Source organism: Streptomyces sp. NPDC052107, from assembly GCF_040680215.1.
Classification (GTDB): domain Bacteria; phylum Actinomycetota; class Actinomycetes; order Streptomycetales; family Streptomycetaceae; genus Streptomyces.
This window is the reverse complement of sequence record NZ_JBFAWG010000054.1, coordinates 21,536-42,629: the sequence shown is the minus strand read 5'-3', so window position 1 is coordinate 42,629 and position 21,094 is coordinate 21,536. Positions and strand designations below refer to the sequence as shown.

The 21,094-nt window shown below is 70.8% G+C and carries 22 protein-coding genes and 2 pseudogenes; 9 read left to right on the top strand and 15 right to left on the bottom strand.

Annotation, left to right across the window (positions count from 1 at the left end; genetic code table 11):
* Nucleotides 1–12: 12 nt before the first annotated feature.
* Both AB0M27_RS34740 and AB0M27_RS34735 read right to left on the bottom strand, forming a co-directional pair.
* Nucleotides 13–681 carry a PAS domain-containing protein gene (locus AB0M27_RS34740; protein WP_365727812.1) on the bottom strand — a complete coding sequence of 223 codons (669 nt, stop codon included), beginning with the start codon at nucleotides 679–681 and terminating at the stop codon, nucleotides 13–15.
* 98 nt (nucleotides 682–779) lie between these two features.
* Complete coding sequence (locus AB0M27_RS34735) at nucleotides 780–1,769, bottom strand: YafY family protein (RefSeq protein ID WP_365727791.1); 990 nt, start codon at nucleotides 1,767–1,769, stop codon at nucleotides 780–782.
* 110 nt (nucleotides 1,770–1,879) lie between these two features.
* Here AB0M27_RS34735 and AB0M27_RS34730 point away from each other — a divergent pair, with 110 nt between their 5' ends.
* Entirely contained in the window at nucleotides 1,880–2,380 is a 501-nt protein-coding gene (locus AB0M27_RS34730; RefSeq protein WP_365727789.1) for a hypothetical protein, read from the top strand.
* Nucleotides 2,377–3,663 (top strand): amino acid permease, encoded by a 1,287-nt coding sequence (locus AB0M27_RS34725; RefSeq protein WP_365727787.1) that lies wholly within the window; start codon nucleotides 2,377–2,379, stop codon nucleotides 3,661–3,663. The genes AB0M27_RS34730 and AB0M27_RS34725 overlap by 4 nt, the downstream gene beginning before the upstream one ends.
* An 84-nt stretch (nucleotides 3,664–3,747) precedes the next feature.
* On the opposite strand, the gene htpG is transcribed toward AB0M27_RS34725, so the two are convergent.
* Complete coding sequence (gene htpG / locus AB0M27_RS34720; RefSeq protein ID WP_365727785.1) at nucleotides 3,748–5,646, bottom strand: molecular chaperone HtpG; 1,899 nt, start codon at nucleotides 5,644–5,646, stop codon at nucleotides 3,748–3,750.
* Nucleotides 5,647–5,868: 222 nt separating this feature from the next.
* Between htpG and AB0M27_RS34715 the strand changes: the two genes are divergently transcribed.
* On the top strand, nucleotides 5,869–6,219 hold the full coding sequence (locus AB0M27_RS34715; RefSeq protein WP_365727783.1) for a DUF1330 domain-containing protein: 351 nt from the start codon (nucleotides 5,869–5,871) through the stop codon (nucleotides 6,217–6,219).
* On the opposite strand, the gene AB0M27_RS34710 is transcribed toward AB0M27_RS34715, so the two are convergent.
* From AB0M27_RS34710 to AB0M27_RS34690, 5 genes are all read right to left on the bottom strand, one after another.
* Nucleotides 6,176–6,724, bottom strand: a complete 549-nt coding sequence (locus AB0M27_RS34710; protein ID WP_365727781.1) for a hypothetical protein — start codon at nucleotides 6,722–6,724, stop codon at nucleotides 6,176–6,178. The genes AB0M27_RS34715 and AB0M27_RS34710 overlap by 44 nt on opposite strands.
* Nucleotides 6,725–6,761: 37 nt before the next feature.
* Nucleotides 6,762–7,115, bottom strand: coding sequence for an NAD(P)H-binding protein (locus tag AB0M27_RS34705; protein ID WP_365727779.1), 354 nt, complete (start codon nucleotides 7,113–7,115; stop codon nucleotides 6,762–6,764).
* A 64-nt stretch (nucleotides 7,116–7,179) separates the two neighbouring features.
* Nucleotides 7,180–7,461 carry a hypothetical protein gene (locus AB0M27_RS34700; protein ID WP_365727778.1) on the bottom strand — a complete coding sequence of 94 codons (282 nt, stop codon included), beginning with the start codon at nucleotides 7,459–7,461 and terminating at the stop codon, nucleotides 7,180–7,182.
* A 54-nt stretch (nucleotides 7,462–7,515) separates the two neighbouring features.
* A complete protein-coding gene (locus AB0M27_RS34695) occupies nucleotides 7,516–8,061 on the bottom strand; it encodes a transposase (protein ID WP_365727776.1) in 546 nt (181 codons plus the stop codon).
* A complete protein-coding gene (locus AB0M27_RS34690) occupies nucleotides 8,037–8,657 on the bottom strand; it encodes a transposase (protein WP_365727774.1) in 621 nt (206 codons plus the stop codon). The genes AB0M27_RS34695 and AB0M27_RS34690 overlap by 25 nt, the downstream gene beginning before the upstream one ends.
* 343 nt (nucleotides 8,658–9,000) lie before the next feature.
* Between AB0M27_RS34690 and AB0M27_RS34685 the strand changes: the two genes are divergently transcribed.
* On the top strand, nucleotides 9,001–9,618 hold the full coding sequence (locus AB0M27_RS34685; RefSeq protein ID WP_365727772.1) for a TOPRIM nucleotidyl transferase/hydrolase domain-containing protein: 618 nt from the start codon (nucleotides 9,001–9,003) through the stop codon (nucleotides 9,616–9,618).
* 111 nt (nucleotides 9,619–9,729) lie between these two features.
* Nucleotides 9,730–9,873: pseudogene (locus tag AB0M27_RS34680) on the top strand (Rid family hydrolase); the annotation flags it as partial.
* Between the two features lie 17 nt (nucleotides 9,874–9,890).
* Here the strand turns inward: AB0M27_RS34680 and AB0M27_RS34675 are convergent.
* On the bottom strand, nucleotides 9,891–10,367 hold the full coding sequence (locus tag AB0M27_RS34675; protein WP_365727771.1) for an ester cyclase: 477 nt from the start codon (nucleotides 10,365–10,367) through the stop codon (nucleotides 9,891–9,893).
* Nucleotides 10,368–10,450: 83 nt separating this feature from the next.
* On the opposite strand from AB0M27_RS34675, the gene AB0M27_RS34670 reads away from it, so the two are divergent.
* Both AB0M27_RS34670 and AB0M27_RS34665 read left to right on the top strand, forming a co-directional pair.
* Complete coding sequence (locus AB0M27_RS34670; RefSeq protein WP_365727769.1) at nucleotides 10,451–11,299, top strand: NPP1 family protein; 849 nt, start codon at nucleotides 10,451–10,453, stop codon at nucleotides 11,297–11,299.
* A gap of 89 nt (nucleotides 11,300–11,388) precedes the next feature.
* Nucleotides 11,389–11,694, top strand: a complete 306-nt coding sequence (locus AB0M27_RS34665; protein WP_365727810.1) for a hypothetical protein — start codon at nucleotides 11,389–11,391, stop codon at nucleotides 11,692–11,694.
* Nucleotides 11,695–11,839: 145 nt separating this feature from the next.
* On the opposite strand, the gene AB0M27_RS34660 is transcribed toward AB0M27_RS34665, so the two are convergent.
* From AB0M27_RS34660 to AB0M27_RS34650, 3 genes are read right to left on the bottom strand one after another with little or no spacing between them, the layout of a single operon-like run.
* Nucleotides 11,840–12,421, bottom strand: coding sequence for an NAD(P)H-dependent oxidoreductase (locus AB0M27_RS34660; RefSeq protein ID WP_365727767.1), 582 nt, complete (start codon nucleotides 12,419–12,421; stop codon nucleotides 11,840–11,842).
* The gene (locus tag AB0M27_RS34655; RefSeq protein WP_365727766.1) at nucleotides 12,418–13,422 is read right to left on the bottom strand and encodes an RNA polymerase sigma-70 factor; all 1,005 of its coding nucleotides are present in this window, start codon (nucleotides 13,420–13,422) and stop codon (nucleotides 12,418–12,420) included. Before AB0M27_RS34655 ends, AB0M27_RS34660 begins: the two co-directional genes overlap by 4 nt.
* Nucleotides 13,419–14,357 (bottom strand): NAD(P)-dependent oxidoreductase, encoded by a 939-nt coding sequence (locus tag AB0M27_RS34650; protein WP_365727764.1) that lies wholly within the window; start codon nucleotides 14,355–14,357, stop codon nucleotides 13,419–13,421. Before AB0M27_RS34650 ends, AB0M27_RS34655 begins: the two co-directional genes overlap by 4 nt.
* A 199-nt stretch (nucleotides 14,358–14,556) precedes the next feature.
* On the opposite strand from AB0M27_RS34650, the gene AB0M27_RS34645 reads away from it, so the two are divergent.
* The gene (locus tag AB0M27_RS34645; RefSeq protein ID WP_365727763.1) at nucleotides 14,557–15,336 is read left to right on the top strand and encodes a hypothetical protein; all 780 of its coding nucleotides are present in this window, start codon (nucleotides 14,557–14,559) and stop codon (nucleotides 15,334–15,336) included.
* Here the strand turns inward: AB0M27_RS34645 and AB0M27_RS34640 are convergent.
* From AB0M27_RS34640 to AB0M27_RS34630, 3 genes are all read right to left on the bottom strand, one after another.
* Complete coding sequence (locus AB0M27_RS34640) at nucleotides 15,333–18,887, bottom strand: serine/threonine-protein kinase (protein WP_365727761.1); 3,555 nt, start codon at nucleotides 18,885–18,887, stop codon at nucleotides 15,333–15,335. The two genes, AB0M27_RS34645 and AB0M27_RS34640, sit on opposite strands and share 4 nt — an antisense overlap.
* A 1-nt stretch (nucleotide 18,888) precedes the next feature.
* Entirely contained in the window at nucleotides 18,889–19,746 is an 858-nt protein-coding gene (locus tag AB0M27_RS34635) for a serine/threonine-protein kinase (protein WP_365727758.1), read from the bottom strand.
* Nucleotides 19,747–20,055: 309 nt separating this feature from the next.
* Nucleotides 20,056–20,436 (bottom strand): alpha/beta hydrolase fold domain-containing protein, encoded by a 381-nt coding sequence (locus AB0M27_RS34630; protein ID WP_365727754.1) that lies wholly within the window; start codon nucleotides 20,434–20,436, stop codon nucleotides 20,056–20,058.
* 7 nt (nucleotides 20,437–20,443) lie between these two features.
* On the opposite strand from AB0M27_RS34630, the pseudogene AB0M27_RS34625 reads away from it, so the two are divergent.
* Nucleotides 20,444–20,806: pseudogene (locus AB0M27_RS34625) on the top strand (helix-turn-helix domain-containing protein); the annotation flags it as partial.
* Between the last annotated feature and the right edge of the window lie 288 nt (nucleotides 20,807–21,094).

Here is a 21,094-nt window from a genome sequence, read left to right as displayed (position 1 = left end):
AGAAATTTGCCCCTACTTGGCATAGTTGTAGACGGTCGCCCGGGAGACGCCCAGCAGGTCCGCGATGGTCTGTGCGGCGTCGCGCGAGTCGAAGTAGCCGTCCCGCTGCAACTGCCGTACGAGCGCCTTCTTGTCCTCCCGGCTCAGCGAACGGGGAGTCGCGGCGCGCTCCGCGGCATGCGTCTCCACCGCCTGACGCAGCTCGCGCGCGGTGCGGTCCCGCAGGGTCTCCAGGGGCTGCTCGCGGTGCTCGGTGTCCGTGGCCACCAGGTTGGCCAGGGTGAGGGTCACCGGCGACAGCACGGACACGTCCAGGTTCAGGCAGAGAGCCGCGATGTACTCCCCCGCGGCGTTCTTGATGCCGATGGACGTGCTCTTCGCGGGGCGGCCGTCCGGGAACTGGTTGGGGTAATTCTGAATGACGCTGGGATAGTCGGGGTCTTCGATGCGGGCCAGGCCCAGCTCCGTGGCGGAGTCCCCGACCTGGCGGCCGGAGAGGTCGTTCTCGATCGCCCGGATCGCATGCTCCGGATCCCGCAGGTCGTGCAGCACCACCTCGCACAGGCCCGGGAACATGCGCCCCAACGCTACGGCGATCTTCTCGGCCTCACGGATGAGGTGCTCGTCCGCCTCGGTGGAGCCGCCCTTGACGGGACCGTGTGCCGCCTCGTCCACGGGCAGTCCCTCCACGAGTTCTTAGACCGATTTTCCATCTCTGGATGAGTAGTCTAGGGCAGACTCCGTGATTGTCCACCGAACGGAAGCCGGGCTGCGGGCCTTCATGGCGCGGTGGGCGGGTGGCGGTAGGTGTCGGCCAAGGCGTTGATCGTCTGTGTCATCTGGGCCCGCAATCCGGCGGGCGCCACGACCTCCGCCTCCGCTCCCAGGCGCAGCAGCATGCCGACGGCGTGTTCCGCGGACTCGATGGGCACGACGACCTGAACCCGTCCGTCGGGACCCGGTGGCCCGGCGCTGTCCTGGGCGGCGCGTGCCACTGCCGGTTCCATGAGGTCGGGCAGCTTCGTCAGGATCCGTGGAGTCAGTCGTACGACCGCTTCGCCCTGGAGTCGGCGGGCGTCGAAGTCGGCCAGGTAGGTCCGCCAGTGTGCGGCCAGGTCGAAGTCCTGGGGGCGCTCGAAGCGGTCCTGCAGCACCTGGGTCCGCAGGATCTGGGAGACGCGGTAGGTACGGACGCCTGCCGGCCTGGCCGCCACCAGGTACCAGCGGCCCGACTTGAGCACCAGCCCGTAGGGGTCCAGCGTCCGGGTCACCTCCTGGGGCGCCGTCCACCGCCGGTAGCGGACGTGGATGCGGCGCTGTCGCCACACCGCGTCGGTGACGGCGGCCAGGTGCGGGGTCGGATCCGCTTCGGCGTACCAGCCGGAGGGGTCCAGGTGGAACCGCTGCCGTATCTCACCGGTGCGGTCGCGCAGTTCCTCGGGCAGGGCGGCCGCCAGCTTGAGCTGGGCGGTGGCGAGTACGGTCCCGAGCCCGAGGTCCGCGGCCGGTCCGGGCAGTCCGGCCAGGGAGAGTGCCTCCGCCTCGTCCCGGGTCAGTCCGGTCAGGCGGGTGCGGAAACCGTCAAGCAGTCGGTAGCCGCCGTCGTGACCGGGGTCGCCGTAGAGCGGGACTCCGGCCGCGGAGAGCGACTCCATGTCCCGGTACACCGTCCGGACGGACACCTCCAGCTCGTCGGCCAGCTGCTGGGCGGTCATCCGGCCGCGGGTCTGGAGCAGCAACAGGACGGACAGCAGTCGGCTCGCACGCATGACGGAAGTCTGCCGCACTCCACTGACATGGATTGTCAGGGAAGCCGGGCTACTTTCCCGGCCGGGCGTGCGCCCCGCGCACGGACGGACACGGCAAAGGACATGAGCAGATGAGCGACGCAACCACCCGCGAGCCCGGTGTCGGGGACTTCGACTTCCTGGTGGGCACCTGGGACGTGACGAACCGGAGGCTGGTGGCACCGCTGACCGGAATCGCCGAGTGGGACGAGTTTCCGGCCACCGTGGTCTGTCACGGCACCCTGTTCGGCGGGGCCGCGAACCTCGACGAGATCAGCTTCCCGACCAAGGGCTTCACCGGCCTGACGCTGCGCCTGTACGACCCCGGGCGCGAGGAGTGGTCGCTGAACTGGGTGAGCAGCCGTACGGGACTGCTGCGACCGCCTGTGGTGGGCCGGTTCGACGCGCGCGGCAGGGGCGAGTTCCACGGGGACGACGCGCACGAGGGCACCCCCGTGCGGTGCCGTTTCATCTGGTCGCACGTCACGTCGGCGACGGCTCACTGGGAGCAGGCCTTCTCCACCGACGGCGGGCGGAGCTGGGAGACCAACTGGACCATGGACTTCCGCCGGACCGGGAAGACCTCCGCATGACCAGGGCTCCGGCCCCGGTGGACCTGCCGGCTCGGGCCGCCGGGAGTCTGACCGTCTGGCAGGGGACCGCGCTGTACGTCGGCGCGGTGCTCGGCACCGGTGTGATCGCCCTTCCGGCGCTGGCCACCCGGGCGGCTGGGCCCGCCTCACTGCTCGCCTGGCTCGGGCTGGTGCTGTTGTCGGTGCCGCTCGCGGCCACGTTCGCGGCGCTCGGCGCCCGCTACCCGGACGGCGGCGGTGTGTCCACGTACGTTCGGCATGCCTTCGGCGCGCGGGCGGCGGCGGTGGTCGGCTGGTGTTTCTACTTCGCCGTACCCGCGGGCGCTCCCGCTGCGGGCATGTTCGCCGGTGCGTATGTCGCGGGCGCGTTCGGCGGCGGCCGGCGCACGGTGCTGGCCACGGCCGCGGTGCTGCTGGTCGTGGTGGCCGTGGCCAACGGATTCGGTCTGACGGTCTCAGGCCGTCTGCAACTCGCGCTCGCCGTCCTGCTCGTGGCGCTGTTGCTGACTGCGGTGGTGTCCGCGCTGCCGCACGCCCGCCTGCGGAACCTGCATCCGTTCGCGCCGCACGGCTGGCCCGCGATCGGCTCGGCCGCGGCACTGCTGGTGTGGAGTTTCGCGGGCTGGGAGGCCATCACCCACCTCGCCGCCGACTTCCGCCGCCCGTCACGCGACCTGCCCCGCGCCACCGCCATCGCGGTCGCCGTCGTGGGCGTGCTGTACCTCGCGGTCGCCGCCACCAGCGTCCTGGTGCTGGGCCAGGCCGCCGGCTCATCCGACGCCCCGCTGGCCGAACTGCTCGCCCTCGGCATCGGCGGCACGGTGCATGTGCTGGCCGCGACCGCCGCCGTGCTGCTCACCCTCGGCACGATGAACGCCTACTTCGCCAGCGCGGCCAGACTGGGCGCCGCACTCGGTCGCGACGGCGCGCTGCCCGCCTGGCTCGACCAGGGCGGCAGCGTCGGCGAGGTGCCACGCCGCAGCCTGGGGGTCGTGACGGGCCTCTCGGGCCTCGCCCTCGCCGCCACCGCGGTCGCCGGCGTGGGGCCACAGCCGCTCGTGCTGCTCACCACCGGGGCGTTCGTGACCGTGTACACCCTGGGCACGGCCGCCGCTCTACGGCTCCTGCCCCGAGGCGGCCTGGCGCACCACTGCGCGCTTCTCGCACTCGTCGCGGTCGCCACCCTCCTCGTCATGACGGGCTGGTACCTGCTGTGGCCGCTGGTCATCACAGCGAGCGCGCTGTGCTATCTGCGACGGCGCCGAGCGGTGGTCGGTCGGTGAGGACGGTTTGTCGTATCTGGACAAGTCGGCCGGCGGCCTGCCCCGCTCTCCGGAACAGGCCACCGGACGTCTGGCGATCCCGCGTTACAGCGCGCGTTCCAGGCGGTCCGCCATCAGCTTGACGAAACGGGCGGGGTCCTTGGGCTGGCCGCCCTCGGCGAGTACCGCCAGACCGTGCAGGAGTTCCGCGGCCTCGGTGAGTCCCGCGCGGTCCTCGCGCTCCTTGTACGCCTGGTTGAGGCCCTTCACCAGCTGGTGGCCGGGGTTGAGCTCCAGGATCCGCTTGGCGCGGGGCACCTCCTGGCCCATCGCGCGGTACATGTCCTCCAGCGCCGGGGTCAGTTCGTGCGCGTCGGAGACGACACAGGCCGGGGAGACGGTGAGACGGGAGGACAGGCGCACCTCCTTGATGTCCTCGTCCAGTTGCTCCTGCATCCAGCCGAGCAGGCCGGCGTAGTCCTCGGTCTGCTTCTCCCGCTCGCCCTCGGAGGTGTCGTCGTCCTTGGCGTCGAGGTCGATCTGCCCCTTGGCGACGGACCGCAGCTTCTTGCCGTCGTACTCGCCGACGGCGTCGGCCCACACCTCGTCGACGGGGTCGGTGAGCAGCAGCACCTCGATGCCCCGGTCCCGGAAGGCCTCCATGTGCGGGGAGTTCTCGATGCTCTGCCGGGACTCGCCGGTCAGGTAGTAGATGTCGTCCTGGCCGTCCTTCATCCGCTCCACATAACTCTTGAGCGTGGTCGGCTCGGTGTCGTCGTGCGTGCTCGCGAACGACGCGAGGGCGAGGATGGCGTCACGGTTCTCCGGGTCGGTGACCAGCCCCTCCTTCAGGACGGTGCCGAACTCCCGCCAGAACGTGGCGTATCGGTCCCCGTCCTTGGTCATCATGTCCTTGACCGTGGACAGGACCTTCTTCGTCAGCCGTCGCCGCATCATCTCGATGTGCCGGTCCTGCTGGAGGATCTCGCGGGACACGTTGAGCGAGAGGTCGGCCGCGTCGACGACGCCCTTGACGAAGCGGAGGTACGGCGGCAGCAGCGCCTCGCAGTCGTCCATGATGAAGACGCGCTTGACGTACAGCTGCACACCGCGCCGGAAGTCCCGGGTGAACAGGTCGTGCGGAGCGTGCGCGGGCAGGAACAGCAGGGCCTGGAACTCGAAGGTGCCCTCCGCCTGCAGCCGGATCGTCTCCAGCGGATCGCGCCAGTCGTGCCCGATGTGCTTGTACAGCTCGTGGTACTCGTCGTCGGACACCTCGTCACGCGACCGCGCCCACAGTGCCTTCATCGAGTTCAGCGTCTCGGGTGCGGGCGCCTCGTCGCCCTCGCCCTGGTCCGGGACCATCCGGATGGGCCAGGTGATGAAGTCCGAGTAGCGCTTGACGATCTCCCTGATCTTCCACGGGGAGGTGTAGTCGTGGAGCTGGTTCTCCGGGTCGGCGGGCTTGAGGTGGAGGGTGACCGAGGTGCCCTGCGGCGCGTCGTCGACCGGCTCCAGCGTGTACGTGTCCTCGCCTCGCGAAGTCCACCGGGTGCCCTGGCTCTCGCCGGCGCGCCGGGTGACCAGGGTGACCTCGTCCGCCACCATGAAGCCGGAGTAGAAGCCGACGCCGAACTGTCCGATCAGCCCCTCCGCCCCGGCCGCGTCCTTGGCCTCACGCAGCTCCTGGAGGAACTGTGCGGTACCGGAGTTGGCGATGGTGCCGATGAGCTTCCCGACGTCGTCGTACGACATCCCGATGCCGTTGTCCCGCACGGTGAGGGTGCGGGCGTCCTTGTCGGTGTCGATCTCGATGTGCGGATCGGACACGTCGGCGTCCAGCGAGTCGTCCCGCAGCTTCTCCAGACGCAGCTTGTCCAGCGCGTCGGAAGCGTTGGAGACGAGCTCACGCAGGAAGACGTCCTTGTTCGAGTAGACCGAGTGGATCATCAGCTGCAGCAGCTGACGGGCCTCAACCTGAAACTCGAGCGTTTCAGTCGGCATGTTCGCGAATTCCTCACAGGTGTATCGCCGGAACTGATGCCAGCCACTGTAAAACACCACGTCAGGAGAGTGGGCCGGAGACGCCGACGGTGGCTGGATCCAGACCTCACGGCCACGCCCGGCTCAACTCCCCGCCTGCATTACCTGGCAGGTCATCGACCGCGGCACGCACCGGCGGCAGGATCGTGAACAGCACAGCAGCCGGCCAACCGGAGGGACACCATGACCGCCTACGCGATCGCTCATCTGCGGGAAGCCGCTCCGCACCCGGAGATCGCCGAGTACATCGCGCGCGTCACCGCCACCTTCGAGCCGTACGGCGGCCGGTTCCTCGTACACGGCGGTCCGCACGAGGTGAAGGAGGGCGCATGGCCCGGGCACGTCGTCGTGATCGGCTTCCCGTCGATCTCGCAGGCGCGCGCCTGGTGGGACTCCGAGGAGTATCAGGCCATCGCACCCCTGCGCTCCCGGCACATCGAGGGCGACATCATCCTGGTTCCGGGTGTGAGCGAGGACTACGACGCGAGTGTCACGGCACGGGCCATGCTGGAGGCTCTTCCCGCCCCCTGCTGAGGCGGTGGGGCCCAGCGGGCTCACCCGCCCGTCCGCCGCTCCCTCGGGAGCCAGCCGAGGAACCCGCGGTTCCGGCGCACGAATGCGGCACACCCGAGGGCCGCACCCCGGTGATATCGGGCACGGTCGAAGTGACGGTCTCGGCGCCGCCCTCGCGGTACGCGCGGGCCACTTCCATCAGAGCGTCGACGTGGAACTCCGGCATTCCGCCACGCAGCATCGCCGCGCGCGCTTCGTCGTCGGGCAGGCCCACATAGCGCACCGGCCTCCCGAGGACGTGGGAGAACTCATCCGCGACTTCGGCGTAGGTCAGTGCCTCGGGCCCGGTGAGGTCATGGACGCGACCGTCGTGGCCCTCAGTGGTGAGAACCCGCGCAGCGACGTGGGCGATGTCGCCGACGTCGACGAAGCTGATGGGTGCGTGGATCAGTGGCAGACTGAACTCGCCGGCCGCGCGGATCGACGGCTGGCGCAGAAAGTTCTGCAGATAGAAGTTGGGGCGCACGATGGTCCAGGGCAGCCCCGATGTGACCAGCGCCTGTTCAACAGGCCGATGCAGCCGGGCAATCGGCGTGAGGCCCTCGTCGGCTCGCCAGACCGACAGCTCGGACCACCCGCGCACCCGCCGCGCGGACGGCTGCCACCATGGTGAGTTCGTGTGTCGTCTGGGCGGGGCTGGTGGCGCCGACGAGAAATACCGTGTCGACGCCGTCGAGTGCGGGCGCGAGCGTATCCGGCACCGCCAGATCAAGCGTCACCGCGTGACCGCCCGGCTCGACCACCTGGGCCGTCGTCCGCGGATCGCGGTAGGCCGCCCGCGCGGGCACGCCCTCGGCGGCAAGGCGGCCGAGAACAGCGCTGCCGACGTTCCCACTCGCGCCGGTCACCAGAATCATCGTCACGTCCTCGGGTCGGTTGGAGTGAGTGTGCCAAGGTGCGGCGTTCGTTCAGCCGGCAGCGTCACTTCACGTCGCGCACAGCGAGGAGTTCGATCGCCGCTCCCGACGATTCCAGCAGTGGCGCAGCGAAGGAGCGCCGGGGGTCTGCCCGGTACGCGGTGAACTCCTCGTCGCCGGGAAAGCTCACAAGGTGGGCTTCGACGCGGTCGTCCAGAGTGCGCAGCCGCCGTTCGAGTCGCCCACCGTGCTCGGCGAGGAGCGGCAGAACGGCGCTCTCGTAGGCGTCGAAGGCGTCCAGCCGTCCCTCCGGCAGGCGTGCAAGCAGCAGGTAGGTGACGGCCATGGATCCTCCCCGAGGTGACTCCTCCCCCCTCGTAAGTGACGAGGGGGCTTCTCGCTATGCCTGTGTGGCTTGGCGACGGGCCAGCCCGGCCCGTAGAACGTTCTGGGCGCCCACCGTGTCCGCGTGCGCGTGGTGGCCGCACGCCTGACAGTGGAAGTTCTCCCGTGTGGGCCGGTTCTCCTTGGCGGTGTGCCCGCATGCGGGGCACCGCCGGGAGGTGTGGCGGGGGTCCACCGCCATCACTTCCCGTCCGGCACCTTCCGCCTTGGCGGCCAGGATCGCGAGGAACACCCCCCCATCCGGAATCGGCGATCGAACGGTTGAGCCCGGCCCGGCCGTCGCGCTCGCCCCGTTGGGCAGGAAACTGCCCGGCCGATCGGGGTCCGGTCTGGGCGCCGGGGCCTTGCTCATGCTGCGGATCTTCAGGTCTTCGTGCGCGATGAAGTCATACTCCCGCACGAGGCCGAGCGCGGTCTTGTGCGCGTGGTCCAGTCGCTGACGGCGGATCTTTCGGTGCAGCCGGGCCACCGTCTCGACGGCCTTGCGGCGGCGCTTGCTGCCGCGCTTGCACCGGCTCAGCGCCTGCTGTGCGGCCTGCAACTTCGCCGCGGCCTCCGCCCCGTGCCGGGGTTGGGCACGAAGGCGCCGCCCGAGTCGGCGAGGAAGTAGGCGATGCCCATGTCGACACCGACCGCGCTGCCGGTCTGCGGCAGCGGCTCGGGCCGGGCCTGCTCGGCGGTCAGGATCACATACCAGCGCCGCCCTTCCCGCTTCACGCTGATCGTCTTGACCTTGCCGATGACGGGCCGGTGTTGGTGGACCCTGACGTGGCCGACACCTTGGAGACGGACGCGGGTGACGGGGTCGTGCGGGGTGAAGTCCCATCGGCAGCCGTCGCCGTCCTTGAGGAAGTCCACCGTGTCGAACCGATGGCCCGACCTGAAACGCGGGCAACCCGGCGTCTGTCCGGCCCTGATGCGTCGGAAGAACGCGGCGAACGCCTTGTCCAGCCGCCGCAACGTCGCCTGCTGGGAGCTGAACGACCAGCGGCCCTGACGCTCCGGGTCGAACGCCCGGATCTCCTTCAGCTGCGCGGACTGCTGCCCGTACGGGATCGCCGTCCTCGAGGTGTGCCGGTAGGCGTCGCGGCGTTCCTGCAACGCCGAGTTGTAGAGCGAGCAGTGATCGCGCAGCATCCGGCGAGCGCGCCCTGCTGGCCCACGGTGGGACGCATCAGGAACTTGTACGCACGGATCACCCGGCCCACCCCCTCCCCAAGAATCGAAGCCGGTGAGATCACGCTACCGGCCACCACTGACAACGAAGCAAACCCCAGCGCTGCACACCTCCTCCGCGACAAGGATCCTCTCCCTCCCCTGCCGAAGCCGGGGACACCCACCCAAGATCAACGGATGGTGGGCGCCGATCTTCTGGGCAGTTTCGCATCGGACGCTGCGGGAGTGGCACCTGCATACCGCCGATCGACGGGCCGGCGGAAATTCCCTACCACGGTGGCCGGGAAGGGCGCAGACTCATCTCATGGCTGACATGACGTCGTTCCGGGAAGCCGTCACCGCGTGGGCGGCCGGTGGCCCCGGCGACCAGGCGCGCGAGCTGGCGGAGCGGCTGTCCGTCCGGACCGCTGTCCTGCTCGAAGGGCTGAGCGACGTCGCAGCGGTCGATGCGCTGGCCGCGCGCCGCGACCGGGACCTGGCTGCCGAAGGCGTCTGCGTCCTGTCGATCGGCGGTGCGATGAGCGTCGGGCGCTTCGCCCGGCTCCTCGGGCCATCCGGCCTGGGACTGCGCCTCACGGGACTGTGCGACGAGGCGGAGCGTGGCTACTACGCCCGCGCCTTGGAGGGGGCCGACTCGGCACAGCACGGGTTCTTCGTGTGCGCGGCGGATCTGGAGGACGAGCTCATCCGGGCGCTGGGCGTGACACGAGTGGAGGAGCTCGTCCGGGCGGAGGGCGACCTGCGTGCGCTGCAGACCTTCCTGCGCCAGCCCGCGCAACGGGGCCGCACCGCGCACCAGCGGTTGCGGCGCTTCCTCGGCACGAAGAAAGGGCGCAAGATCCACTACGGCCGCGTGCTCGTCGAGGCCCTCGCCCCGCACCGCGTACCCGCCCCGCTCGACGACCTGCTGACCAGCCTCTGACGGCGGGGCGGTTCGAGGACACGGTCCGGGGCCGGCGCCGGATGGCGCGGCGAATCCGGGCAAACGGATGTCCGCTCCCGTGAAGAAGGCCATGCACAGCACAATGACGGGGGCGACTTCGCGGCCTTCAACAGGGTGTACCGCGAGTGCTTCGCGGACTGCCCGCGGTTTCCGGCCCGGACGACAGTCGTCACGCAACTCGTGCGCGACGGCGTGCGCGTCGAGATCGACGGTGTGGCCGCCGTGGGCCGGTGAACCGACCGGATCGATGACTAGACGGCTCCCAGCTGGCGCATCTGTGAGAAGACATCGACCACGCCCCAGATCTCGGCGATCCGGCCGCCCTCGAATCGGAAGATGAAGATCTCGCCGTAGGTGACGGGCCTGCCGGTCGGCGGCATCCCCCGATACTCGCCCCGGTGGGTCCCGTTCACCGTGTTCCTGGCCACGACCTTGTCCCCCTCGGCGATCACATCCTCGACCTTGACGTGAACGTCGGGGAACGCGCGTAGGAGCACCGTCCACACCTGCTTGAGTGCCTGCGCTCCCGTCATCCCCATCGGCACCGGTGCGTGGAACAGAACGTCCGGCGCCACGAGCTCATCGATCGTCTTCGCGATGATCTCCAGATCCCTGGTGCTCAGAGCGTCATGAAAACGCGCCGCCGTCGCTTTGTTGCGCGTTGCCTCATCGTCTGACATACGACTTCTCCTCAGGCCGGTATCGATACCAACTGCCTTGCTCGGCAACTTACTTCACTACTTGACGAAAGCCGTCCACGCCTTTAGTTTCGTGGCTCCCGTTTCCCCCACGTGAAGGGCACCCCCCACTCATGGCCAAGTCCCCTTCCACGGCCGCGTTCACGGCCACCGACACCGTCGCGAAGACGTTCCGCACCAAGACTTCCGGCGGCAACCGTCCGCGCCGGCTACGACGATCCGCCCCGGCCGCCGCCCTCGCCGCGCTGGCCCTCCTGGTGTCGCTGCCGGGCCGCGCCGACGCCAACGTCCTGCAGTTGCTGCCGCAGAACGCCGACGGCCTGGAGCAGACCTTCTCCCCCGCCTACGACTACGACGGTGACGGCTGCTACGCCACCGCCGCCATCGGCGCCGACGGCACCATCAACCCCGGTCTGAAACTCGGCGGCGACGTCAACGGCCACTGCCATGACTACGCCCAGCTCGCCAACGCCAACACCTACTCACGCGAGAAGTGCAACAACGGCTGGTGTGCCGTCATGTACGCCAGCTACTTCGAGAAGGACCAGGCGACCCTGGGCCCGGCGGCCATCGGGCACACCCACGACTGGGAGCACGTCGTGGTGTGGATCAACAACAACGAGGTCCAGTACGTCTCGGTGTCCCAGCACACCAGCTACCAGGTGGCCGCCCGCTCCTCGGTCCGCTTCGACGGCACCCACCCGAAGATCGTCTACCACAAGGACGGCCTCTCCACTCACGACTTCCGCTTCGCCAACAGCAACGACGAGCCTCCCGAGAACGTGACCGGCGGCTGGTTCTACCCCCGCCTGGTGGGCTGGAACGGCTACCCGGCCGGCTTCCGCGACAAGCTGATGAGCGCCGACTTCGGCGAAGCCACCATCAAGATCAAGGACGGCGACTTCCAGTACGCGCTCGCGCACTCCATGCCCTCGGGCATCCCCTTCGACCCGAACGGCTGACCCATATTCCGTTGAGGACCTTGTGGACGGACCATAGGGTCACCCGCATGTCTCTGCGCCTTCAGATGCGTCAAGCCCTGCGAGAAGCGATGCGTGCCCGCGACAAGGTGGCGGTGAGCGCCTTGCGTTCCACCCTTGCCGCGGTGGACAACGCCGAGGCCGTACCGGTGGGTTCGGCCGAGCTCCGGGGCTTGGCCATCGAGCAGGCACCGGTCGGTGTCGGCGCCACCGAGGCCGCCCGGCGTGAGCTGAGCGAACAGCACATCAACGACATCGTGCGCGCCGAAGCCGACGAACGGCTCGCGCTGGCGGCGCAGTTCACCGCGCCCGCGCAGGCCGACCGGGCATCGCAACTCCGCGCGGAGGCCGCGGTTCTGCTCCGGCTCCTCGACTGATCCGGCACCGCGGAGCGAGCACTCGGCGGTCCCGATCCCGGGACCGCCGGGCTCCTTGTCCTCACCGGCGGATGCGAACCGTGGTCGGGGATGCCCGAACCGTTGGTGGGATCAGCAGAGTCGGGGCCAGGCCGTCGGCATCCGTTCAGGCCGTCGCCGAAGACGCCGCCCGCAGCGGGGCGAGTGCCTGCGCCCACATCAGCAGTTCGTCGACCAGGCCGTGCACCTCGGGCACGTGCAGCTCCTGTGGACGGAAGTCGGTGAAGTTCACGAAGTCCTCGCGCAGCGACAGAGCCACCTGCGGTCCGATGTCCGCCATGCGCAGCACGCCCGCCTGGGCGCGCAGCTTCTGCACCGCCATGACCGCGCCGAAGATGCCGTAGCCCACGTAGCCGACCGGCTTGCCGCCCCACTCCGCGTGGAGGTAGTCGATGGCGTTGGTCAGGGAGGACGGAGGGGCGGTGTTGTATTCGGGTGTGACGACGATGAAGGCGTCGTACGAGCCGATCCGCTCGGCCCAGCGCCTGGTGTGCGGTCGTTCACCCGGCGCCATGAGCGCCGGGACCGCTTCGTCGAGCAACGGGAGCGCGTAGTCCTTCACGTCGACGACCTCGAAGTCCGCAGCTTCGGCCGCGCGTTCGGCCGCGAGATCCCGTACCCACTCGGCCACCCGGTCACCCTTCCGGCCGGGGCGGGTGCTGCCGATGATGATGCCGATCCTGATCACGTCCGATTCTCCTGTTCCGCTTCCCGTACGAGTTCCGGTACGAACTTTCGTGTGGTGGCCGGGTCTGTCGGTTCCGGGCCGGCCATGTCCCGGTGGGCCTGCTGTGCCTCGCGCAGCAGGGCCCAGGCATCCGCGACAAGGCCCATGTGGCCGAGCTTGTCGGGATTGCTGACCGTGCGGATCGCCTGGATCCGCCCGTCGAGGATGTCGAGGGTCCAGGTGTTGACGACCTTGCCGTCGCGGTCGCGGAAGACCGCGCCCGGCTGGCCGTTGACCTGGCGTGGTTCCACCGCGCCGCCGATGCTGAGGAACGGCAGGAGGAGCTGGTCGAGCATCTGGCACATCTGGTCGACGCCGCGGATTCCTTCGGCCCACCGCGGGGCCTTGCCACCGCTGTCCGCGGCCATCTGCACGTCGGCGGCGAGGAGTTGCCGCAGCCCCTCGACATCGCCCTCCTTCAAGGCGTCGAAGAACCGTTCCGCGAGTTCCTCGCGTTCCTTCCGGTCGGCTTCGAAGCGGGGCCGGCCGGCGTCCATGTGGCGGCGCGCGCGTACGGCGAGCTGGCGGCAGGCCGCCTCGGAGCGTCCCACGGCGGCGGCGACGTCGGGGAAGCCGAAGGCGAACACCTCCCGCAGCACGAAGACGGCCCGTTCGAGCGGGCTGAGCCGTTCCAGCAGGAGCAGGGACGCCATGGACAGCGAGTCGGCCAGTTCCGCCGCGTGCTCGGGGTCCTGGTAGGGGTCGGTGAGCAGCGGCTCGGGAAACCACGGTCCGACGTACTCCTCGCGCCGCACCCGGGCCGAGCGCAGCACGTCGATCGAGATGCGGGTGACGGTGGCCGAGAGGAACGCCCTGGTCGACGTCGGCCGGGTGGTGGAGAGGTCGTAGCGCAGCCAGGTCTCCTGGACCGCGTCCTCGGCCTCGGCCACACTGCCCAGGATGCGGTAGGCGATCGAGAACAGCAGGGGCCGCAGCTCCTCGAACTCCTCGACTTTGCTCACGCCAGCCCCTCCTTGAAGCCCTGGCGCCACGAGGGGTAGCGCAGTTGCCAGCCGAGTTCACGCTTGGCCTTGGCGTTGGAGAAGCCACGGCCCTCGGTCATCATCGTCACCACGACCTCCCCGGCCAGCAGCCGGGCCAGCCATTTCGGCACCCGCATCGGAGGCTTGGCACCCGCGCACGCCGCCAGATACGGCAGCCATGCGCTCTCCGGGGCGGGTTCGTCGTCGACGATGTTGAATGCGCCCCTCGCCTGCTGCTCCACGGCGAGGACGGTGGCGCTCGCCGCGTCGTCGAGATGCACCCACGAGGCGTACCCGGTGCCGTCCCCGACCAGTGGGAACTGCCGCTTGCGGACGAGTTCGAGCTGGTCGTCGGTGGCGCCAGGACCATAGAACCCGCCGTAGCGCAGAATCGCGCCGCCGGCCTTGCCGACCGCGTCCTCGACGTGCCGCAGCGCGACCATCGCCGCGTACGCGGGCGTCCCCTCGTGCAGGTCCAGCGGGTCCTCCTCGGTCTTCACCCATCCGCCCTCGCGAATGCCGTTCCAGTTGGCGTAGCCCTGCGCGACGACATGCGGTACGCCGGTCGCCTCGGCTGCCGCCAGCAGGTGGTCGGTTCCCTCGGTGCGCAGCCTGATGGTGGGCAGGGACCACCGGTCGAAGTCCTTCAGATCGGGTTTGCCGGCGTGTGCGACGCTGATACCGGTCATCTGGTGCACGATCACGTCCGGCCGGGCGGCCGCCACCGCCTCGCCGACGGACGCCGCGTCCAGTCCGTCCATGACGACGGTTTTCGCGCCCAGTCTCTCGGCCTGTCCGAGCTTGGTCGCGCTCGTCGTCGTGGCCGTCACCTGGTGGCCCCGGGCCACGAGTTGCGGTATCAGCCGCCGCCCGAGCACGCCGGTTCCTCCCGCCACGAACACCCGCATGACCATCACCTTCCTGATCCCAAGTCGTTCTCCGGGATCTGAGACGAGACAGCCCGGCCGTCTGTGACATGGGTGAGCCGATCTTCGGATGCAGGAGGCCGGCAACGGGGCTTCGCCGGCGGGAACTTCAGCGGCGGCTCCGGTCGTCTTCCTGTTACCGACGGCCTCCCTGCGTGGCAGGCCGGAGCTTCGCGGAGGTCGAGAGATGCCCAGGACGGCTGCGGGCAGATTCGTGTACTGGTCGGATCGCCTCGTCGAGGAGGTGATCGACTCCAACGGCATTCGTCTCGACCCCCGTCTCAAGTCCGTCGTCAAGGTGGGTGCCGGAGGCGCGGGAGTCGAACTCAGCGGTCACGAGCGAAGCAGGGTGACCCGCTTCGAGATCATGAAGAAGGTCTCGAGGAAGCTGGGCGGTCAGCTGGTGTCCGACCTCGACACTCCCGGCCCGCTCCCCTTCGTCCAGGGAGAGGGCCGGGCCGATGTCACCGAGTTCCAGCGGTGGCGGCCCGTCACGGAGGACGGCCTCCGTCAGGAGACGTGTCTGGTGCACGTCCGGCAGGTCAGCAGGCGCGGCTGCCGGGTCGACCTGTGTCTGTTCGGCAGCCTGGGCAATCTGACCGGCTACACCGCGCCGGCCGACCAGGCGACGGGATGGACGTCGTCGGCCGCTCCCGCGATCGACGAGTTCGTCGCCAGCCGGGGAGCGCGGATCCCACGGTTGTACGACGCCGAGTCCGTGGCGGTCGAGGCGCTGAGAGCAGCGCTGTATCAAGACATGCCCGGCGACCCTTCCGACCACCGCCGGCCCCCGGAGACCCGCGCCTACACCGTCGCGGGCATCGACTCCTGTCAGTACGCGGCCGTGGTCTACCAGGACGTCACACTCACCCCGGGCCGCTGGGACTTCCGGCACGAGCCCGAACTGGACGGCGCCCGGCGGATCCTTGTGGGCGCCCCGCTGTGGCTGCGGGCCACCGGTCCCTAGGAGCCGCCCGCCCCGTCGAGGCGGGCGAGGTCGGCGTTGGCCCTTTCCACCCAGCGCCGGGCGTTGCGGCGATCGTGGCGCAGTGCCTCGTCCTCCAGTGTGCGCAGTGCGGCACGCAACGACTCCGTGTCGCCGCGCGAGGCGTGCAGCATGATCGGTGCGGACAGCGCCCGCAGGTACCGCTCCACCAGGTCGCTCCGCCGGTACTCGACCACGAGGGTACGGTAGGCCGCCACGCCCCGGGCGAAGCCGCTCACGGCGACCGCGTCACGACGGCACGTCATGGCGTACATGCCGAGCCGCAGGGCGGCCTCCCCGCACAGGTGCTCGGCGCTCGCTCCGGGGTACCTGGCGGTGAGCCAGGCGAGCTTGCCGACGAGCTGCTCCAGCAGCACGGAGGCGTCGCGTGTCGCCCCTCGGGACCCTATGTCGACGGCCGACTGCATGTCCCCCTCGAATACGGCGAGTTGAGCGGGCACGTGGGAGGGCGTGACGGCGAGCAGGGCGCGCAGCTCCTGCCGCTGCCCGCTGAGCGCCTCCAACATGAAGGCGTGCAGGTCGCCGCCCCTGCGGTGGGCGGGCTTCGGCGAGTTGGGCAGCCACCGGCTCGCGAAGCGGACGGCGCGACCGAGGGCCGGATCGTCGGTGGCCAGGGCGGCATGACGGGACACCGCCTGCGCCAGGGCGCGTTCGGCCCCTTCAATGTCGCCGAGGCAGACCAGTGCGGTGGCGAGCGCAGCGGTCACACGTGAGGCCTCCATGGCGAGGTCGTCCCGGCCCTCGGCGATCAGCGTGGAGTACTGGTCGAGGGCGTCGCGGGCGGCATGGGCCGCCTCGGCCGTGATGCCGTACAGCAGCCGTGCGTTGGCCACACGCTGAGCGCTCTGTGCGAGCTCCGCCGACGGCGCGGGAACCCTGGGCGAGCGGGCGAGGGCGGCGTGCGCCGTCTCCTGCGCGCTCAGGGCTCGTTCGTAGGCGCCGAGGTCGCCGTACGCCCCGGAGAGGGTCTCCAGGGTCAGCACGTACATGTCGGCCGTCGCCGGCCGCAGGGCCGGGTCGGCGGCGTCCTGCGTCCGACCGGCCGTGTCCCCGGCTGCGCCCAGGGCGTCGAGGGCCCGGCCGCACGCTTCCAGCGCTTCCTGCGGCCGGCCGGTGCGACGCAGCCACACGGCTCGGCCGCGGTGCACGGCCGCCGCCTCAGGGTCGGGCACCGGCGCGGACTCCGCGTACTCGGGCGCGGCCAGGATCTCCAGCGCCTCGGTGAGACAGCGTTCGGCCTCCTCGGGCGCGTCGGCGTCGAGCGCGGTCTGGGCGAGCTTGGACAGAGCGTGCAGGAACCTGGGTCCCCAGGCGGCCACACCGTCCAGTGCGACGAGCCGGCGCCACAGGTCGAGCGAGGTGCGCGCGTGCTCCAGGCCGCGCGCCGGGTCCTGCAGGACCCCGATCAGGTTGGCCAGGTTGTCATGGGCTCTGGCAAGGTGGTCGGCGTCCGCCGCGTCGCCGGCCAGCAGCACGGCCTGCTCCAGATGGCGCACCGCCTCGGCGTAGCTGTCGCGCGCGGCTTGCGCCCGGCCGGCGAGTTCCTCGTCCCGGCCGCGCAGGATCAGCGCCTCCCCCAGGCGCCCGGCCAGCTGATGCACGCCCTCGTCGCACACCATCGGGGTGAGCACCGCGACGGCGTCGGCCGCGTGCCCCGGCGCTCCTGCCTGCGCCCGCTGGACGGACAGGGCGGCACGCATCTCGCGGGCGCGCCGGTTGCCCGGGGCGCGGTCCAGGTACCCGTTCAGCACGGCGTCGGCCTTGTGCCAGAGTTCGGCGGCACGCCGCTCGTCGCGGCGCGTGTGCTCGGCGGCGGCGAGGTTCATCAGGCTGGGTACGACGTCCAGCGGGTCGTCGGACCGCTGGAACTCCTCGGCGGAGGCCTCGTACAGCTGCACGGCCCGGGCCAGCAGCGTGGCCCGACGCGGCCCGTCCTCCCCGTCGGCCCTGTCGCTCAGGACGTTGGCCTCCAGCAGCAGGGCGTGGGCCAGGATGTTCCCTTCCCCCGGTTCGCCAGGCCGCCTCCGGGCGAGGGCGACGGCGCGCTCGGCGGTGTCGAGGGCGGCGGCCAGGTCGCCGGTGCGGCGCTGCAGGCGGCACAGTGAGCCGAGGACGGCCGACAGCAGGCCGCCCTGATCGTCCACGAGACGGGCGGCGAGGTCCGCGGCCGTGCGGTAGTGCGCGAGGGCGCCGTCGACGTCGCCGAGCGCTTCGAGGACCCGGCCGGCCTCCGCCACGCACCGGCTGCGCGCGAACGCCGTGTCCGGAGTGTCCCGTTGCTGTGGGGGCAGGCCGTCGAGCACCCGCCGGGTCTCCCGCAACGCCCGCAGGTCGCCGAGGAGTTGGGCGCGCGGGCCACCGGCGTCGAGCGGCCAGAAGTCCATGGCGTCGCGCTCGTCCAGGCCCGCCGTGCGGTAGGCGTAGTGCAGCAGCCCGCGCGGGTCGTGCCAGGGGCCGCCGCCGGGGACACGCCGTTCGTACAGCGGCTCCCGCCCGCCCGGCTCGGCCACGGCCCGGATCGGCGGGGGCGCCGCGAGGGGCTCGCCGGTCTCCTGCTGCGCGATCCGCAGGACCGCGTCGGCGAGGTCACCGAGCGGGTGGGGGCGTTCGCCGGGTTCCTTGTGGAAGCAGCGCTCCAGCAGGTCGGCCAGGGCGGGCGGCACACGCAGCGACGAGGGTGTCAGCGGCCGGGTCCGCGCGGCCTGCAGGACGAGGCCGGCCACGGTTCCCGACGGCCAGGTGCGCTCGCCCACCAACAGCTCCAAAACGGTGACCGCCCAGCTCCACACGTCCGTGCCGACGCCGACCCGACGTCCCTCGGCCTGCTCGGGCGACGCGTACGCGGGCGTTCCGGCGCCGGCGCCGGAGACCTGGAGGGAGGCCTCGGAACCGGGCCGGGGCGGGTGCAGCTCCTGGCGCAGGATGCCGCGCATCAGCTCGCGCTGCCGTTCGTCGGTGCCCGGTACGGCGGTGACGTACTGGATCACCGCTTCGAGTTGCCCGCGCTTGTCCTGCCCCCAGGCCGGGGTCGCGGCGAGCCCGAAGTCGGTCAGCCGTACCCTGCCGTCGCCGCCGACCAACAGATTGGCGGGCTTGACGTCCAGGTGCAGCAGGCCGGCCTCGTGGGCGGCCGTCAGTCCCCAGGCGGACTCGGCCGCCGCGGTCAGGACACGCCGCAGCGCGGCTCGCTCACCGCCCTCGTACAGCGCCCCGGAACGGAGCCGGTCGGCCAGTGAGCCGCCGGGAGCGTACTCGCTGAAGACGACGACCTCGTCACCGAGGCTGCGGGCGAACCGGCAGGGTGTGATGTACGGGTGCTCCGGCAGGTCGATCCAGCGCTGCACCTCGGCGAGCAGCCGCGCCTGATGCGCCGGATCGGCACTGTGCAGCCGTTTGACCGCGTACGGCTCCCCGGTACGGCGCGAGCGGACCAGTACGACACCGGCGAACCCTCCGCTGCCCAGCGGCCGTTCGACGGTGAACTCTCCCAGGAACGTGCTGCCTGCTTCCATCTCAGCTCCCGTCGAGCGCGGCGCGCAGTGCCCCGGCGGTCCGGAAGCCTCCGTCGGGTTCGTCGCTGAGCGCGTGGTCGAGGACCTCGCACAGGCCCGGCGGCAGGCCGGCCCCCCGCCTGCCGACCGGCACCACGGGACTGCCGGCGACGGCCAGCCAGGGATCCCAGCCCGGCGGGAGATCTCGCGGCGTCGTACCGGTGAGGACGTAGTAGAGGGAGGCCGCGGTGGACCATACGTCGACCTCGGGGGTCGCGTACTTGTAGTTGATCAGCTGGGCTCTCGGCATGAAGGCGGGCGTGCCCATGACCACCCCGGTGTGGGTCAGCCCGCTGAGTCCCGCGCTGTCGTAGGCCTTGGCCAGGCCGAAGTCGGCGAGCTTGGCCATGGTCCGGCCGTCGGAGCCGTGACTCAGCAGGATGTTGTGGGGCTTGATGTCGCGATGGACGACGCCGTGCTCCTGGTGGACATGGCCGAGCCCGGCCAGGACACCGTCGAAGAGCTCTAGGGCCTGGCGCACCGGAAGCGGGCCGTCACGGCCCACCCGGTCGGCGAGACTGCCGCCGTCGCACAACTCCAGCACCAGACAGCACGGTTCTGTTCCCGCCGGCGGGGCGCCGTCCTCGGGGCCGACGCGCTCCACGCCCACCACGCGCACCACGTGCGGGTGACTGAGCGCCATGCAGACCCGCACCTCGCGGGAGAAGCGGGCCACCTCCTGCTCGGCCCCGGCGGGTGCGTGGACGACCTTGAGGGCGCGGCGCTCTCCGCTCTCCCGGTGAACGGCCGCGTACACCACGCCCATCCCGCCGCGCCCCAGCTCCCCCTCCACGACCCACGCCCCGAACCGCACCCGCATCACTCCCCCGCCCGCTGTCGGCCCATCGCCCGCTGTGGCCTCAATTCAGGCTACTCGGCAGCGAGTTCGTGTGCAGGCGGAGCGGACCTCCTGTCACCGGAGCGCGCGACACCGCGCCTCTCGACCGGTGCGCGGATACTCAAGGGCACATGATGAACCGTCAGCAGCCAGTGCGCGGCGCAGTGCGGCGCCCATCTCGGCGACCTGCCGCTGGGACACGTCCGCGGAGAGCAGCGCCTGCGAACCGTGGAAGGTGCCGGGCCACTGGTGCAGTTCGACCGACACTCCCGCCTGCAGCAGCCGGAGTGCTTAGGCGATGTCCTCGTCGCGGTTCGGGTCGAACTCCGCGGTGCCGATGTAGGCGGCGGGGAGGCCGGAGAGGTCCTCGACTCGCGTCGGGGCGGCGTACGGCGTGGCGGGCACGGAATCCAGGTAGTGCCGCCACGCCGCGCCGACCTGGCTTCGGGTGTTCCAGGGGGTGTCGGTGAAGTTGACCGCCGACCAGGTCTGCTCGCGTTCGTCGAGGATGGGCTGGTTGAGCAGCTGGAAGCGGATCGGGGGTCCCTGCTGGTCGCGCGCCCGCAGGGCCACCGCTGCCGCGAGGTTGGCGCCCGCACTGTGCCCGGCGACGGCGATCCGCGCCGGGTCGATGCCGAGTCCGGCCGCGTGCCCGGCCGTCCAGGCGAGCACGGCGTAGGTGTCGTCCAGGGCGGCCGCGGCGGACCGCCCCGACCTGTCCTGGCGACAGGCCCGTACGGCCCTCCGCTTCGCCGGCGAGCGCGAACCGGTCGTGCACTACGGCGACTTGGGCGCCCTGGCGCTGCTCGCCGAGACACCGCCGGACGCCGTGCGCGAGAACGCCGACGTGGCCGCGATCGAGCGTCTCGCCGCCTCTCGGGACGCCCTGGAGACTCTGGACGCCTACTGCGCCACCGGCTCCCTGCGCCGGGCCGCCGATCTGCTCCACCTGCACCACAGCAGTGTCGCCCGCCGACTGGACCAGATCGGCGAGAGCCTGGACATCGACCTCACCCGGCCCACCGGACTCCTCCGGGCGAGGCTCGCCCTCTCGGCACGACGGCTGGTCGACGACCGACGCCGTGGCGCGAGGAGCGGCAGCCGCGGCCGAACTCGCCGCGGTGGCACGCCTGCCCGCCCGGCTGCGATGATCAAGGTGACCGCAGGAACGAACACAAAGGCGGGGGAACCTGATCATTGTCTTGCTCATCGGTGTCCTGGCATTGGTGATGAGCGGCTGGCCTGTGTGGTGTGGGCAGAGCTCGGCGGACCCCGCTGGGCTCGTGGAGTCGCGAAGGCGCTCCTCGCGGGCGGACTGGTGCGCAGTGCG

What these genes read in the sequence shown, in the direction of transcription:
- AB0M27_RS34650 (WP_365727764.1), bottom strand. Translation starts at nt 14,357, where the DNA reads ATGGTCATGCGGGTGTTCGTGGCGGGAGGAACCGGCGTGCTCGGGCGG.
- AB0M27_RS34725 (WP_365727787.1), top strand. Translation starts at nt 2,377, where the DNA reads ATGACCAGGGCTCCGGCCCCGGTGGACCTGCCGGCTCGGGCCGCCGGG.
- AB0M27_RS34690 (WP_365727774.1), bottom strand. Translation starts at nt 8,657, where the DNA reads ATGCTGCGCGATCACTGCTCGCTCTACAACTCGGCGTTGCAGGAACGC.
- AB0M27_RS34730 (WP_365727789.1), top strand. Translation starts at nt 1,880, where the DNA reads ATGAGCGACGCAACCACCCGCGAGCCCGGTGTCGGGGACTTCGACTTC.
- AB0M27_RS34640 (WP_365727761.1), bottom strand. Translation starts at nt 18,887, where the DNA reads ATGGAAGCAGGCAGCACGTTCCTGGGAGAGTTCACCGTCGAACGGCCG.
- AB0M27_RS34715 (WP_365727783.1), top strand. Translation starts at nt 5,869, where the DNA reads ATGACCGCCTACGCGATCGCTCATCTGCGGGAAGCCGCTCCGCACCCG.
- htpG (WP_365727785.1), bottom strand. Translation starts at nt 5,646, where the DNA reads ATGCCGACTGAAACGCTCGAGTTTCAGGTTGAGGCCCGTCAGCTGCTG.
- AB0M27_RS34735 (WP_365727791.1), bottom strand. Translation starts at nt 1,769, where the DNA reads ATGCGTGCGAGCCGACTGCTGTCCGTCCTGTTGCTGCTCCAGACCCGC.
- AB0M27_RS34705 (WP_365727779.1), bottom strand. Translation starts at nt 7,115, where the DNA reads ATGATTCTGGTGACCGGCGCGAGTGGGAACGTCGGCAGCGCTGTTCTC.
- AB0M27_RS34700 (WP_365727778.1), bottom strand. Translation starts at nt 7,461, where the DNA reads ATGGCCGTCACCTACCTGCTGCTTGCACGCCTGCCGGAGGGACGGCTG.
- AB0M27_RS34670 (WP_365727769.1), top strand. Translation starts at nt 10,451, where the DNA reads ATGGCCAAGTCCCCTTCCACGGCCGCGTTCACGGCCACCGACACCGTC.
- AB0M27_RS34685 (WP_365727772.1), top strand. Translation starts at nt 9,001, where the DNA reads ATGGCTGACATGACGTCGTTCCGGGAAGCCGTCACCGCGTGGGCGGCC.
- AB0M27_RS34665 (WP_365727810.1), top strand. Translation starts at nt 11,389, where the DNA reads ATGCGTGCCCGCGACAAGGTGGCGGTGAGCGCCTTGCGTTCCACCCTT.
- AB0M27_RS34635 (WP_365727758.1), bottom strand. Translation starts at nt 19,746, where the DNA reads ATGCGGGTGCGGTTCGGGGCGTGGGTCGTGGAGGGGGAGCTGGGGCGC.
- AB0M27_RS34645 (WP_365727763.1), top strand. Translation starts at nt 14,557, where the DNA reads ATGCCCAGGACGGCTGCGGGCAGATTCGTGTACTGGTCGGATCGCCTC.